The organism is Alcaligenes sp. 13f (assembly GCF_020496585.1).
GTDB classification, from domain to species: domain Bacteria; phylum Pseudomonadota; class Gammaproteobacteria; order Burkholderiales; family Burkholderiaceae_B; genus Alcaligenes; species Alcaligenes phenolicus.
On record NZ_JAHKKC010000003.1, the window covers coordinates 115,910 to 129,817 of the forward strand.

Sequence of the window (13,908 nt, forward strand, 5' to 3'; positions counted from 1 at the left end):
TATGGTGCATTTGAATCCTGCCTATACCGCACTGATCCATGCCTCGCAGCAGGGCTTGGCGATAGAACCACAGCCCTACCTAAAACAGGCGCAAGAGTTAGGTGTATCCGAAGCTTATGTCATGAAGCAGTTTCAAACCATGCTGGACCAAGGCTTGATACGGCGCATTGCAGCCATCCCCAATCACTATGCTCTGGGCTACGTAGCCAATGGCATGTGCGTCTGGAATATCACGGACGACAAGCTGGACCTAGTCGGTACATGGCTAGGCTCGCAAGCCGGAGTCAGCCACTGCTATCGTCGTCCGCGTCGTCTACCCCAGTGGCCGTACAACCTGTTCGCCATGCTGCATGGCAAGGACCATGACACGGTACGTGCCCAGGCACAGAGCATCAGCCTGCAAATATCGCAGCGCTTTCCTGGCGTCCTGCACGATCACGATATTTTGTTTTCCACGGCCATTCTTAAAAAGACCGGCCTGCGTCTACGGAGGCCTTGAGCATGTTCCGGATATCCCGTTTTGTTGCTGCCCTGCACTCTCCTGTTGCGCCGACACGCGTCAGCAAGGCCCCTGTGGTGATCTGGAATCTGATACGTCGTTGCAATCTGCATTGCAGCCACTGCTACTCTGCCTCTACCAACAAGGACTTCCCTGGCGAGCTGAGCTACGAACAAGTCTGCACTGTCATGGATGACCTGCATCAATTCGGTGTACGCGCCCTGATCCTGTCCGGCGGCGAACCCTTGCTGCGCCCAGATATTTACGACTTGGGCCGACGTGCGAAAACATTGGGCATGTACGTAGGACTATCGTCCAACGGCACCTTGATAACTGAGCAAAATATTGATCAGATTGCCGACTGCGGCTTTGACTACGTAGGCATCTCCCTGGACGGTTTGCAGGCCCGCCATGACCGAATTCGTGGAGAGGACGGAGCCTTCGCAGCCTCCTTGCACGGCTTGAGACTATGCCGTGAAAAACAGTTGAAAGTAGGCCTGCGCTTTACCCTGACTCAAGAAAATGCAGTTGATCTAAATGGCCTGCTGGCTGTGATGGAGCAGGAACAAATCGACCGCTTTTATCTCTCTCATTTGAACTATGCAGGTCGGGGTTTGGGCAACCGCGCCCTGTCCAGTCACCACGCCGTCACCCGGCAGGCTATGGAGCAGCTTTTCACAACCTGCATGACCTATCAAAAAGCCGGCAAACCCAAAGAGTTCACCTCGGGCAACAACGATGCTGACGGTGTTTTCTTTCTGCACTGGGTGCGACGGCATTACCCCGAGCAAGCTCCCAAAATTCTGACTATGTTGCGCCAATGGGGAGGCAATTCCTCCGGCCAAGGAATTGCGAACATCGATAACCGTGGCAATGTTCATCCCGACACCATGTGGTGGCATTACAGCCTTGGAAACGTGTTGCAACGGCCTTTCTCGGAGATTTGGTCCAACGATCAAGATCCCTTGCTGACAGGGCTGCGTCAACGACCCAGGCCTGTACAGGGGCGCTGTGCTGGCTGTGCCTACCTGGATATCTGTAATGGCAATACGCGCACTCGGGCAGAAAAAAGCACAGGCAATGTGTGGGCAGAGGATCCGGGATGCTATCTCAACGATCAGGAAATCACTGTCTGAAGACTTTCCAAACGATTAGCTAGAGCTTTTTTACTCAGCCACAGTTCTGGAACTACGGCTCCCCCCCCTGCCTTCTAAAGCCTCAACACAACACTCAGCGCCCCAATAGAATCAGGTGAACTGCTGTGGGGAAACACGTACAGAATCAAGACACCACAGGCGGCAAGCACCAGACTAAACAGACCTGAATCGAAAGGCCAAAAAAAGTGAGGCAAGCGATCTTGCCTCACTCAACAACAACAACAACAACAACAACACTTCACTTAGTTCTTCATCACACAGTTCACCTAAGCAAGCTGATAGCGCACCTAGGCCAGCTCACAGATCAAGCCTTGCTGCTGCAACAGCTCAACCAAAGGCTGTACATCCCACGATGACTTCCAGGCAATCACGATGCGCTCGCCTGGCACCCAGGACTGGCACAGGGGTGCCCAGAAATCACGATTCAACAAGGTGTCTTGCAAGACCACCCCCGCCTGATCCAAGGCCATCAAACGGGCATCACGACGTGCCTTCTCCAAAATCGCAGGCAAAATCAGTGGCAGGTACAAGACCCAATCTGCCTGGTTCAATTTGCGCAAGGCGCGCAGCGTCAGCAAGTCCACTGCCTCCAAGTCGGCGATAGGCAAAATGGTGACCTGAATATGCTGCTGAGGGGTTTCTGTCCTCAAGGCAGCATCAAAGGCTGCCAGCGCTTCCGTAGCCTTGCCTTGCGCCAGGAGATCGGGGATAGGACTATCTAGTACGTAATCAAAGAAATGACGACGGGTATGTACCTCGGGGAAAGCCTGTTTGATATCGGCTCGGCGGCGAGCCAGCAAACCGGCCAAGTCCCCTACTGACTCAGGCAGCTCGCTTTCTATCCACTCCCGAACACGCCGCGCCAGTACAGGAGCTGAACCTGCAGAGGAGACCGCAATCATCAAGGGCGAACGGTCGACCATGGCAGGGACTTGTACGGTAGACAGATGCCCATCGTCGACCACATTACAGGGCAGACGCAAGGCGTCGGCTGCCTGAGCCACGATGCGATTTATCTCGCGCCGTCCAGTTGCTGCAACAACCAGCCAGGCCTCGTGGATATGCTCGGCAACAAAGGAAGTAAACAAGCTGCTTAAAGCACCCGCCTGAGCACTGGCCCTCAACCAGGAGGTTTGCTCCGGTGCGACGACGGTGACTCGCGCGCCTGCACGCAGCAAGAGCCGAACTTTACGCTCCGCAACCGTCCCGCCACCTACGACGACAACCGCCTTACCGGTCAGATTGAAGAACAAGGGAAACACATTCATTGCACGACATCCTTAAGGCGCCAGCAGACACTGGCGCCCGGTTCACACTTACTTCAGGCTGGAAAAGTAGGCAGCCAGTTCATTCACCATTTCCGGGCTGAGAGGCTCGGCCATCGGGCTCATGATGGGATCGTTACGCTCTCGCGATTTGAACTGCTGTAGCTGCTTGACCAGATACTCCACCTTCTGCCCTGCCAGGTTGGGATACATACCCTCCGTGCTGACACCTTCCAGCCCATGGCAGGACGCGCACAAAGGCAGCATGGACGATGCCTGGGCCGATAGTTGCGACTGCCCATGCGAGCCTTGTAAACCCACTGGTTTGTCCGCTGCCAAAGCGACACTGGAACCCAAGAGGCCCACAAGAGCCATACCCATAAAAAGCTTTTTCATGACGTTCCTTTGCTTAGAATTTTTGGGTTTCAGGCTGACCAATGGTGAGCCAACGGGTACGGGCACGCGAGAAAATGCCCGATGGGCTTTCCATCTTGTGTTCAGCTACCAGCTCCAGACTGCGGCTGTCGTAAATCTTCAAGCGATCCCCCCAGTAACCCGAACTGACGTAGAGGTAATCGCCCGTGCGGTTGTAGTTGGGGAAGAAGGCATGACCACCCACGTCCAAAGTCTTCACCACGGACAAGGTGTTTTTATCGATCAGCTGAATCCAGGAAGCGCGCTTGTCCTTGTCGATAATGTCCACCGCCACATACGGGGCATTAGGATGGGCGGCGGGGGATTCGGTGGCTCCGGCAACGGGAATCTGCTTCACCACAGAGAAGTCTTTGACATCCCAGGCAGTAACCACAGAGCCTAACTTGCAGGTGCCCATATTGGTGCCGAAGGCCAGCATGCGGCCGTTCACTTCCGTGACAGCACCCGAGCCTGCGTGGGGCTGACAGCCAGCCGGAATGTCACGTACCACCTTGTCGTCCTTCAGGTCGATGGCCACGTACTTGTTGTCGTCGTAAGAAGCCACCATGGAATAGCGACCATCCGGCGTCAGGAAGGTGTCGTGCAACATGCGGCCGACCTTGGCCAGTTTGGTGACCGGCATATCCGGCTTGTCTGGATCAATAATCCAGATCTGCCCGGCTTGGCGCAGTGTCAATGCAAACTTGTTATTGATACGACTACCAATAATCGGACCACCGGCGGATTTGATGAAATTGCCGTCCGGGTCCTCGCCCTCCAGAGCGATATATTTCACTGGTTCCAGGGTGTCGGCCTTCAGGATAACCATGCTGTTGGGTACGAAGGAACTCAGTGCCAGCCACTTGCCATCTTTGGATAAGGCAATACCCGTACCAGTCAGCCCCACCTTGGCCTGACGAACAATCTGCAAGGTGTACAAGTCGATTTTGTAGACGTGGCCATCATCACTTTTCAGGTATCCCCAGCGCTCGTTGCTGGGGCTGAATTCCATGATGTGTGGCGCGCCAACCGTGGCAATTTCACCCACCTTCTGGTTGTTCTTGCCATTGATGAAAACAGCACGAGCCTGATTGGAACCATCGCCCCGCCCATAACGCCCGCGGGCCATGATGACCATCAAGTCGTAGACGGAATCGATCTCGTAATTGGGTTTGCCGGGCAAGGTGGATTCGTCTACCAGCACTTTCACGCTGGCACGTATCTGATCCATATCCCAAGTGCGTTCCACCACGGGCTCGTTCTTGATCATCTTGGCCAACGCGCGAATGTCCTCGTCGGGCAAGCGTCCGACAAAAGGTGGCATCAAGGTATCCGGAATCCCGGTCATGATGGTGCCGCGCAAGGCAATCTCACTTTGAACCAGGCGATCACTGTGCAGGCCCGGAGCGATATACCCTCCCCGGTCGGCTGCGTGACACACCGCACAGTTTTGCTGAAACAAGTTGTCTACCCGAACTTGCTCTTCCGTCGGGGCCGCCAAAGCCGCGCTGACGGTGGTAGACAGGAAGGCCAGGGTCATCATTTTTCTATACATTCCATTACCTCCAACAATTGCCTTGCTAAAGGGCAAGACCAAACAAACTATAACGATTGTTATTTTTTACTGAGAAGGTATGGATACGGATTAAATAATGGGGATGGTTTTTTTATATCGTAATTACGAGATATTAAATACTCTTACCTAGATAAAAACATCCATGACAAGGAGCCAGTTGGCAGATCAAGAAGCCGGATAAATTTATCACGAACGAATATTCATTTTGACCTAACTCAAGTTAAAACTAGAGGCTGCTGCCTATAGTGGCCCGGCCTGGCTCGCCCTTGATGGTTTTGATTATTTTTCCGGTCCCGCCATGTTTTCTTTACCGATTACGCTTTCCCATACTCATAGCCCACCGTATAAACGACAAATTGCACGTCAAATCGAAACCCTGATCTGTTCGGGACGTTTGCAAGAAGGCAATCGCCTGCCTTCAATCAACCGAATGGCTTCTCTGCTGCAGGTTTCCAAAAATACGATCATGGGTGCCTATGATTTGCTGATCGACTCCAATCTGATTCATAGCGAACCTAGCCGTGGATTCTTTGTGGCTACACCTACCCGCAATGGTCGCAGTCGCCTGGCACCGGATTTTGTGCTGGAGACGGCCCACTGTTCACGCAGCCCGCGTACCAGCACGGCACAGGCCAGCGGTGTGCATGTGCCTGCTGCCAGCGTGCCCGTTCGTTTTGATTTCAAGATTGGACGCCCCTCGGTCCATGCTTTTCCGCTGCGACAGTTCATTTATTTGTCCAACCAGTTGCTGCGTTACGCAGGCTCTGCCATGGCAGACTATCCACCGCCTGAAGGTCTATGGGGCTTGCGGCTGCAAATTGCGGATTATCTGGCGGCCAGCAAGGGCATATTGGCTGACCCGGAGCACATCATCATCACTGCAGGAACACAGGAGTCCTTAAGTCTGATCGCAGCTCATTTCCTGGACGAAAAAAGCTGTGCGGTGCATGAGTCGCCCGGCTACAACGGCTTCAGACATTTGCTGGCGCGGCACCGCGCACAAAGTATTCCCGTGCCTGTGGACCAGCACGGCTTGCGCACAGACAAACTGCCCGACAAGGCTGTTCAGTTGGCTTTCGTCACGCCCTCCCATCAGTACCCTTTGGGGCACACCTTGACGGTAAGTCGCAGACAGGAGCTACTGGCTTGGGCCAGTACCAGTGGCGCTTTGATTATTGAGGACGATTACGACGGGGACTTCTGTTATGGCCCGGCCTTGCCCGCGCCACTCAAGGCCATGAGCCCCGGGCAGGTGATTTATCTGGGTTCGTTTTCCAAAACCTTGGGCCCTGGTTTGCGCTTGGGCTATATGGTCTGTCCTCCCCACCTGAGCCAGGATTTTATTGCTCGCAAGGCCTTGCTCAACAACGGATCACCCTGGCTAACACAAGCCGTGTTGGCACGTTTTTTTGATGAGTATGACTATCCACGGCACCTGCAATACTTGCGCCGCCGTTATATGGAGCAACGCAATACGCTGTTGCAAGGACTGAAAAAAGTGTGGGGAAATGCGGGCGTGGTCAGCGGACACAATGCTGGCATGCATCTGGCTTTTCGCCTGCCACAACAAAGCCCAAATGCCCACCACGTTGCCGCTGCGGCACTGCGCCATGGCATACGGCTCTACCCTTTAGCACAGGCCGCCAGCCAGGAAACAGACAGCACGAATCCACGCCATCTGCTGTTTGGCTATGCGAATCTGGAATGCAGGGAATTGCAGCAAGCAATGCAGCATCTAGCCCTGATACAGCCCAGGCTGAACCATGGCTAGATGTGCGAAGAGCTTAGGACTGGGCCAGCGCCTGATCAAAGTCCGAGGTCAGATCGATAATCTCTTCAATACCTACGGAGATACGCAACTGATTGTCGGCAATGCCCATCAGAGCGCGCTGCTCAGCGCCCATCTCGTAGTAGATGGTGTGGGCCACGGGCAGCACCAGACTGCGGTTGTCGCCCAAGTGCGTAGCCAGTACAAAGACCTTCAGGCGATTCAGGAAGTCAAAGATTTCGATGCCCTCTTCCAGCACTACGCTCATCAGGCCACCGAAGCGATTGCCGAACAATTGAGCCGTACGCTCGTGCTGCGGGTGATCTTCCAGGCCGGGATACTGCACGTGCTTGACCTTGGGATGCGCCTTCAAATGGCGCGCCAAGGCCAGGGCGTTGGAACAGATACGCTCCATACGCAAAGGCAAGGTTTCCGAACCGACAGCCAGGCGGTGAGCCACGTCAGACGACAAGGTGCCGCCCATATCGCGCAAGCCCTTTTTCCGAATCTGTACCAAACCCCAATTCTGCGTATTGCCCGTGCGGTAGACCTCGGCAATATTGGGGTAGGTCGTCCAGTCAAACAGGCCGGTATCCGTCACCATGCCACCCAAGGCATTACCGTGACCACCAATGTGTTTGGACAGGGAATTGACCACCAGAGAGGCCTTGAACTCACGGCCGGGCGACAGGTAAGGCGAGGACAAGGTGGCATCGACCACATACAACAGCCCCTCGTCCTGACACCATTGCCCCACCCCTTGCAGATCAGCTACCTGTGTACCGGGATTGGCAATGGTCTCAACAAAGACCATGCGGGTATTGGGCTGCCGTGCGGCTTGCACTTGGGCCAGATCGGTTGCATCCACCAGCGTGGTTTGTACACCCAGGTCGCGCAAAGTCCCCAGCAAGCTATTGGTATTACCGAACAGGAATTTGCTGGCAATCAGATGATCGCCCTGGCGCAGCAAGGTAAACAAGGTTGCTGTCAGCGCCGCCATACCTGTGGCAAAACTGACGCTGCCTATGCCTTTTTCCATGCGTGTAATCTTGGCTTCCAACGCCGCCGTGGTGGGCGTGCCTTGACGGGAATAGGTAAAGCCGGACTTGCCCTGAAAGACCGCAGCCAGCTCACGCGCATCCTGAAAACCGAACTCGGTCGATGGGTGCAATGGCTGATGGATAGCGCCATGTTGCGTGCCCAAGCGACGGTCAGAGTGCAAGGTAGAGGTAATAAAGCCGTTTTCTTCCATGATCGTTTCCAAGCCCATAATGCGTGTACACACCGTCAGCGCCGATTGGGTTTTGCCCGGCTGACGGCCAATTACCTATTATCTGGTGAAGCGGCGGATGAAACCCGCCGTTTTTTATACAAATAAGTAATTAAGCAAGTAACAAGACTTAAAAGAAATTAAGACTGGCTACGTTGGCGCAAGGTTTCGTACAAGCAAACCGCACTGGCGACGCTAACATTCAGGCTTTCTACTGCGCCCATCATGGGGATGGAAACCAGCTCGTCGCAGGTTTCACGAGTCAGACGGCGCATGCCCTCGCCCTCGGCACCCATTACCCAGGCCATGGGACGGCGGGCATCGACCTGGTGGAAGGTATGCGTGGCCTGGTCGCTGGTGCCAACCAACCAGACATCACGCTCGCGCAGCATACGCATGGTACGGGCCAGGTTCGTTACCGTAATGTAAGGCGTAGACTCTGCACCGCCGCAAGCCACGCGTGATACGGTGGCATTCAGACCCACAGCGCGGTCACGAGGCGCAATTACGGCGTGGGCACCTGCCGCATTGGCGCTACGCAAGCAGGCTCCCAGATTATGGGGGTCTGTCACTCCATCCAGAATCAACAGAAAAGGAACCTGCCCGGCCTCTTCCAGATCGTCCAGCAATTCATTGACATCGACAGCCAGTTCTTGCTCCAGAGCCAGTGCCACCACGCCCTGATGGCGCGTGCCTTTGGCCAGACCATCCAGACGTTCGACCGGCACAGCCATGACTTTCAAGCCAGCCTGTTCTACCTGTTCGATAAAAGCCAGCATCCGTTTATCGCGCCGGGTCTGATCCACATAGACCTCGCGCACCGAAGCGGCGCTAAAACGAACTCGGGCAATAACGGCATGAAAACCGGCCAAAACCTGCTGAGGCATAACAATCCTTGGGGGAAATAAGAGCAAATAAAGAAAGCCGGGCAAAAAGCCCGGCTTGGCATTGTACGCCTATCGACGGCGTCCTCTAGGGCTACGCGTGGATTTCGCAGACTTGGCTGCCTTCTCCGCACTGCGCTTTTCATCCCGCTCAGCCTGTTTTTGCGAAGCACGTCGTTGGGATGCCGTGGTGCCCTTCAAGGCCAGCGGTTTGGTTGGGGCTGCTTTCTTGATGGGACGCTCGGATGGATCAATCCCTTCAGCTGCTGCCTTCACCGCCTTGTAGCCCACGCCTTTAACCAGACGGAACTCAATACGGCGCGCTTCCAGATCAACACGCGCAACCTGGACTTGCACCGCGTCGGTCAGGCGATAACGCAGACCGGTGCGCTCACCACGCAACTCGTTCGAAGTTTCGTTGTACTGGAAATAATCCGCACCCAGCTCGGAAACATGGACCAGACCTTCCACATACAAGGTATCCAGCGTCACAAACAGACCGAAGCTGGTCACGCCGCTGATCTTGCCGGAGTACTCCTCACCCACGTGCTCTTTAACAAACCAGCACTTGAGCCAGGCTTCCACATCTTTGGAAGCCTCATCAGCACGACGCTCGCGCGCTGACAACAAGGCACCCAATTTTTCCCAACGTGCAAAGTCACGCTTGCTGGCTGGCAAGGCGGCATCGCCCGGATCCTCGTCGATAGCCGGAATGTAGCGCTCGCCCTTCAAAATACCCTTGATGACACGGTGCACCAGCAAATCCGGGTAACGTCTAATCGGCGAGGTGAAGTGCGCGTATTGCGAATAGGCCAGACCGAAGTGCCCCGTTTTTTCCGGACTGTAGATAGCCTGCTGCATGGAACGCAAACACATGGTCTGAATGACGGCGAAGTCAGAACGGCCACGGGCTGCAGCCACGACTTTGGCGTAATCAGCAGAAGTAGGCTCGTCGCCTCCTTCCAGGGTCAGACCCAAGCTACGCAAATACTCACGCAAGGCTTCCAGCTTGGGCGGCGTTGGGCCTTCGTGTACACGGTACAAACCGTTGCGACGGCTGCGGGCAATAAAGTCGGCAGCACAGGTATTGGCTGCCAACATGCACTCTTCAATCAGCTTGTGCGCGTCGTTACGGACCAAGGGCTCAATACGTTCGATACGACCCAAGGGGTTGCAGACAATCTTGGTTTCAACCGTATCGAAATCAATCGCACCACGGGCGGTACGGCGCTCGGCCAGCAGGCGGTACAGAGAGTACAGGTTCTGCACAGGCTCCAGCACATGCTGAATCTGGGTGGCCGCCGGGCCAGTGGGCTGCTGCAAGGCGCTCCAGATATCGGAATACGTCGTGCGCGCATGTGAATGAATGACCGCTTCATAAAACTGGTAGGCCGACACAGTGCCGGATTTGGCACCATCGGCCAACACGACCATATCGCACACCATGACCAGACGGTCTACCGACGGGTTCAGAGAACAAATCCCGTTGGACAGGCTTTCTGGCAGCATGGGGATCACGCGGCGCGGGAAATACACACTGGTGCCACGCTCCAGAGCGTCTTCATCCAGGGCATCGCCAGAGCGCACGTAATGGCTGACGTCGGCAATCGCAACCAGCAAACGCCATGCCCAGCGCGAGCGCTTGCCCGTGCCAATATCAACGCGTTCGCAGTACACCGCGTCATCAAAGTCTCGTGCGTCTTCACCGTCAATCGTGATGAAAGGCACATCGCGCAAATCTACGCGGCCTTTGTATTCCGATGGTTTGACCTTGGCGGGAATGCGCGCAGCCTGCTTGAGCGCCTTCTCGGAAAAATCGACCGGCACTTCAAACTTGCGCACGGCAATCTCGATTTCCATGCCGGGATCGTCAGTTTCCCCCAGCACTTCAATCACACGCCCCAAAGGCTGACGATGGCGCTCGGGCTGCTGAGTAATCTCTACCGTCACAACCTGACCGGGCTCGGCCTCGCCCTGGTCTCCGTTGGGAATCAGGATGTCGTGCTTGATACGTTGATCTTCGGGCACCACGATGAACGTGCCACGTTCCCGCAGGAAACGGCCCACCAGCTTGCTGGTGTGGCGCGCAGTAACTTCGACGATCGAGGCATCTGGCTTGCCGCGGTATTCACCGACGATACGCACCATAACGTGGTCGCCGTGCAACACTTTGGCCATTTCTCGAGGCGACAAGAACAGATCGGGCTGCCCATCGTCGCGCTGCAAGAAACCAAAGCCGTCGCGATGGCCCAACACTTTGCCGGCGATAAAACCAGTTTGGTTATTTTTGCGAATTTTGCCTTCGGGGGAGATCAGCAGCTGACCATCGCGCTCCATTGCGCGCACACGCCGCTCGAAACCCACCGTAATTTCTTTGCCCAGGCCCAGCTTTTTCGCCAGAGCCTGCATGGTCAGGCCGTCTGCATCTTCGCGCAGCCCCGCCAGGATCACTTCCCGCGTCGGGGTATCCGGGTCGAAGTCAGGCGGCAACTCATAACGGCCCGTTGATTGAATACGGTCCTCAGTACTGTCTTGATGTTTTTTATTCAAAAGGACACTTCCATTATTAATAAAGTATGCCTATAATCCTTTTTCTTTGCTGCTCACGCAGTAAAGTCGTTAAAGGCTTTTGGCACAGCCATAAGCATACAACGATATGCCCAGGTGGCGGAATTGGTAGACGCGCATGGTTCAGGTCCATGTGCCTTCGGGTGTGGAGGTTCGAGTCCTCTTCTGGGCACCAAATTCCAAAAAAGCCGATCATCGCAAGATGGTCGGCTTTTTGCTTTCCAGCCCAGAAAGTCAGGTGCTTGAGCACCTGACGTGGGGGCGAGAAAGGTCGGGCATGCAAGCCCGACCGGGGTCGCGCCCGTGTGACCGAGTCCTCTTCTGGGCACCAAAATTCCGAAAGGCCGATCATTTCTCAATGGTCGGCCTTTTTTATTTTGTTGCTCCATAAATTTATTATCCTTCAGCATCAATCCGATGACGTCTGACTGTGGCAGAAAACGAGCAGCAATACGACCCCCTTCTTTTTTAAACACAGCCATTTCCACATAAAGAATCACTACCGCATGATCGGCTGCTTTCTTTACAGGCCTGTGAATACCCCTTGAAGCAAGCACCTGGGGAGCCAAGGCAACACACTCAAAGCAAAACACCGCCTGCCCTGCTTTGTACAACCATAAAAAAACCGACTGTGTTTCTACAGTCGGTTTTCAGTCTCAGGATGCAGTAGGTTTAACCGCCGCAGCCACCGCAACATGCACCATCTTCACCATGCGCAGGTTTGGCGATTTGATAGCCGGCCCGCTCGACGGCAGCATGCAGATCTTCCAGCGAGACCTGGTTTTCATCAAAACGAACCGACGCCTTTGCGTTTTCGAACGAGGCATCTGCCGCTTGTACGCCTTCAATAGCCGCCAAGGCAATAGCCACTTTATCGGCGCATTCAGGGTGTCGCAAACCCGCCAGTTTCAGCATTCCAACTTGCATTTTTTATCCCTTTAACATGAGGTGAGGCAGTTGATGAAATCGCCACCGCCCATAAAGATATATATTAAATACATCTTATAAATACGGCAAGGTGCCAGGACAAGAACGATGCGCCAGCCTGGAGGCAGACACAAAAAAAACGGCTTGCCCGCTGACCACAGGCAAACCGGTCTGAAAACGGTTTTCTGAATACGCTCCTTTGCTTGTTAGCAGTGCCCGCCCTCCCTTGAACGACCCTGACTTACCTCATACCCAGCTTGCGACTGGCTGCTAGCAAGGCCACGATACTCAACGCCGCGGCCAGAATCAGGTAGTAACTGGGCGCCACCGGAGAGCCGGTCAGTGAAATCAGACCCGTGGCAATCACAGGTGCAAAACCACCAAAGACAGTGACGCCGATGTTGTAGCTCAAGGACATGCCTGTAACACGGGTACGTACTGGAAAGACATCAGCCATCAATCCGGCTAAGGGGGCGAAGTACACGGCTTTGAGCAAAGCCATCAAACCTACAACCAGAATCAGCGCCGTTTGGGTCGCCTCGCGGTTCAACCACATGAAGGACGGGAAGATCGCAATCGCATACAGCACGGCAGCGGTGAGCATGATCTTGATCCGACCAACTTTACCCGCGACATAACCTACCAACGGCGTAGCAACAGTCAGAATCAAGCCTGCGGTGAGTGTTGCCAAAAATCCGGCCGATTGCGGAACACGCAGGGTAGTCGCTGCATACGATGGCATATAAGTAATCAGGTAGTTGGAGGCGGTAGACAAAATCAAGGTGCCCAAAGCAATCAACAGCAAAACCTTTTGTGAACTCAGCACCTCTCGCACTGGCTGACCGCCAGGTTCACTTTCTTTGAAATCCGGGGACTCATCCACCGTTTTGCGGATCCAGTATCCTACCGGCCCCAGCAACAAGCCGAAGAAAAAGGGAACACGCCACCCCCAATCCAGCATCTGCTGTTCGCTTAAGGTAGAAGTCAACACATAACCGAACAAAGAAGCCAGCACGACACCAAAGCCCTGACTGGCAAACTGCAGACTGGCCACAAATGCGCGAGAGCGTTCTGGAGCATGCTCCATCATGAATGCGGTAGAACTGCCAAATTCGCCCCCCGCCGAAAAGCCCTGAATAAAACGGGCAATCAAAATACCGATAGGCGCAATGAGTCCGAGCGTTTCATAACCAGGCATGACCGCAATCATGAACGTGCCCAATAACATCAAGAGGATGGACAGGGACAAGGCTTTCTTGCGTCCGTGTCTGTCCGCATAGGAGCCAATAACCGCGGCTCCAATGGGCCGAATCAGAAATGAAATCCCGAATGTGGCAAAAGCCAGAACCAAAGAGACGGTAGGGTCTGAGCTCGGAAAAAAAACACGACCAATGGTCAGTGCAAAGTAGGCATATACAGCAAGATCAAACCACTCCAAGGTATTCCCCACCACGGACGCGGCGACCGGCTTCCAAAACGAACGCGGTAAAGGCCCCACCGCTTTTTTGGTCTGCTCCATCTTTTATCTCCTCCTGCCCCCGGTGTTTCCGAAGGCAATGCGCCGTTACTTCTGAACGGCG

The 13,908-nt window shown here is 54.7% G+C and carries 11 protein-coding genes and 1 tRNA gene; 4 read left to right on the forward strand and 8 right to left on the reverse strand.

Annotated features, from left to right (window positions below; translation table 11 throughout):
• The first annotated feature begins 1 nt into the window (after position 1).
• On the forward strand, positions 2-499 hold the full coding sequence (locus tag KOE80_RS03270) for an Lrp/AsnC family transcriptional regulator (RefSeq protein WP_226348350.1): 498 nt from the start codon (positions 2-4) through the stop codon (positions 497-499).
• Between the two features lie 2 nt (positions 500-501).
• Positions 502-1,635, forward strand: coding sequence for a heme d1 biosynthesis radical SAM protein NirJ (gene nirJ, locus KOE80_RS03275; RefSeq protein WP_226348351.1), 1,134 nt, complete (start codon positions 502-504; stop codon positions 1,633-1,635).
• A gap of 308 nt (positions 1,636-1,943) precedes the next feature.
• Here nirJ and KOE80_RS03280 read toward each other — a convergent pair whose 3' ends face one another.
• From KOE80_RS03280 to KOE80_RS03290, 3 genes are read right to left on the reverse strand one after another with little or no spacing between them, the layout of a single operon-like run.
• Complete coding sequence (locus KOE80_RS03280; protein ID WP_009461227.1) at positions 1,944-2,924, reverse strand: bifunctional precorrin-2 dehydrogenase/sirohydrochlorin ferrochelatase; 981 nt, start codon at positions 2,922-2,924, stop codon at positions 1,944-1,946.
• A 48-nt stretch (positions 2,925-2,972) separates the two neighbouring features.
• Positions 2,973-3,317, reverse strand: coding sequence for a c-type cytochrome (locus KOE80_RS03285; RefSeq protein WP_026483439.1), 345 nt, complete (start codon positions 3,315-3,317; stop codon positions 2,973-2,975).
• A gap of 13 nt (positions 3,318-3,330) precedes the next feature.
• Positions 3,331-4,890, reverse strand: coding sequence for a nitrite reductase (locus KOE80_RS03290; RefSeq protein WP_226348352.1), 1,560 nt, complete (start codon positions 4,888-4,890; stop codon positions 3,331-3,333).
• A gap of 319 nt (positions 4,891-5,209) precedes the next feature.
• Here KOE80_RS03290 and KOE80_RS03295 point away from each other — a divergent pair, with 319 nt between their 5' ends.
• The gene (locus KOE80_RS03295) at positions 5,210-6,682 is read left to right on the forward strand and encodes a PLP-dependent aminotransferase family protein (RefSeq protein ID WP_060185211.1); all 1,473 of its coding nucleotides are present in this window, start codon (positions 5,210-5,212) and stop codon (positions 6,680-6,682) included.
• Between the two features lie 13 nt (positions 6,683-6,695).
• Here the strand turns inward: KOE80_RS03295 and KOE80_RS03300 are convergent, their stop codons facing one another.
• The 3 genes from KOE80_RS03300 to rnr form a co-directional block, all read right to left on the reverse strand.
• Positions 6,696-7,931, reverse strand: a complete 1,236-nt coding sequence (locus KOE80_RS03300; protein ID WP_115633817.1) for a cystathionine gamma-synthase family protein — start codon at positions 7,929-7,931, stop codon at positions 6,696-6,698.
• Positions 7,932-8,089: 158 nt separating this feature from the next.
• On the reverse strand, positions 8,090-8,836 hold the full coding sequence (gene rlmB, locus KOE80_RS03305) for a 23S rRNA (guanosine(2251)-2'-O)-methyltransferase RlmB (protein WP_035272375.1): 747 nt from the start codon (positions 8,834-8,836) through the stop codon (positions 8,090-8,092).
• A 69-nt stretch (positions 8,837-8,905) separates the two neighbouring features.
• A complete protein-coding gene (gene rnr / locus KOE80_RS03310) occupies positions 8,906-11,383 on the reverse strand; it encodes a ribonuclease R (RefSeq protein WP_226348353.1) in 2,478 nt (825 codons plus the stop codon).
• A 108-nt stretch (positions 11,384-11,491) separates the two neighbouring features.
• Between rnr and KOE80_RS03315 the strand changes: the two genes are divergently transcribed.
• Positions 11,492-11,576 (forward strand) — tRNA-Leu (locus KOE80_RS03315).
• Between the two features lie 497 nt (positions 11,577-12,073).
• Here KOE80_RS03315 and KOE80_RS03320 read toward each other — a convergent pair.
• Together KOE80_RS03320 and KOE80_RS03325 are read right to left on the reverse strand one after the other, a co-directional pair.
• Positions 12,074-12,328: a heavy-metal-associated domain-containing protein gene (locus KOE80_RS03320; protein WP_226348354.1), complete on the reverse strand. Its 255-nt coding sequence runs from the start codon at positions 12,326-12,328 to the stop codon at positions 12,074-12,076.
• 241 nt (positions 12,329-12,569) lie between these two features.
• On the reverse strand, positions 12,570-13,847 hold the full coding sequence (locus KOE80_RS03325; protein ID WP_226348355.1) for an MFS transporter: 1,278 nt from the start codon (positions 13,845-13,847) through the stop codon (positions 12,570-12,572).
• Positions 13,848-13,908 lie beyond the last annotated feature (61 nt).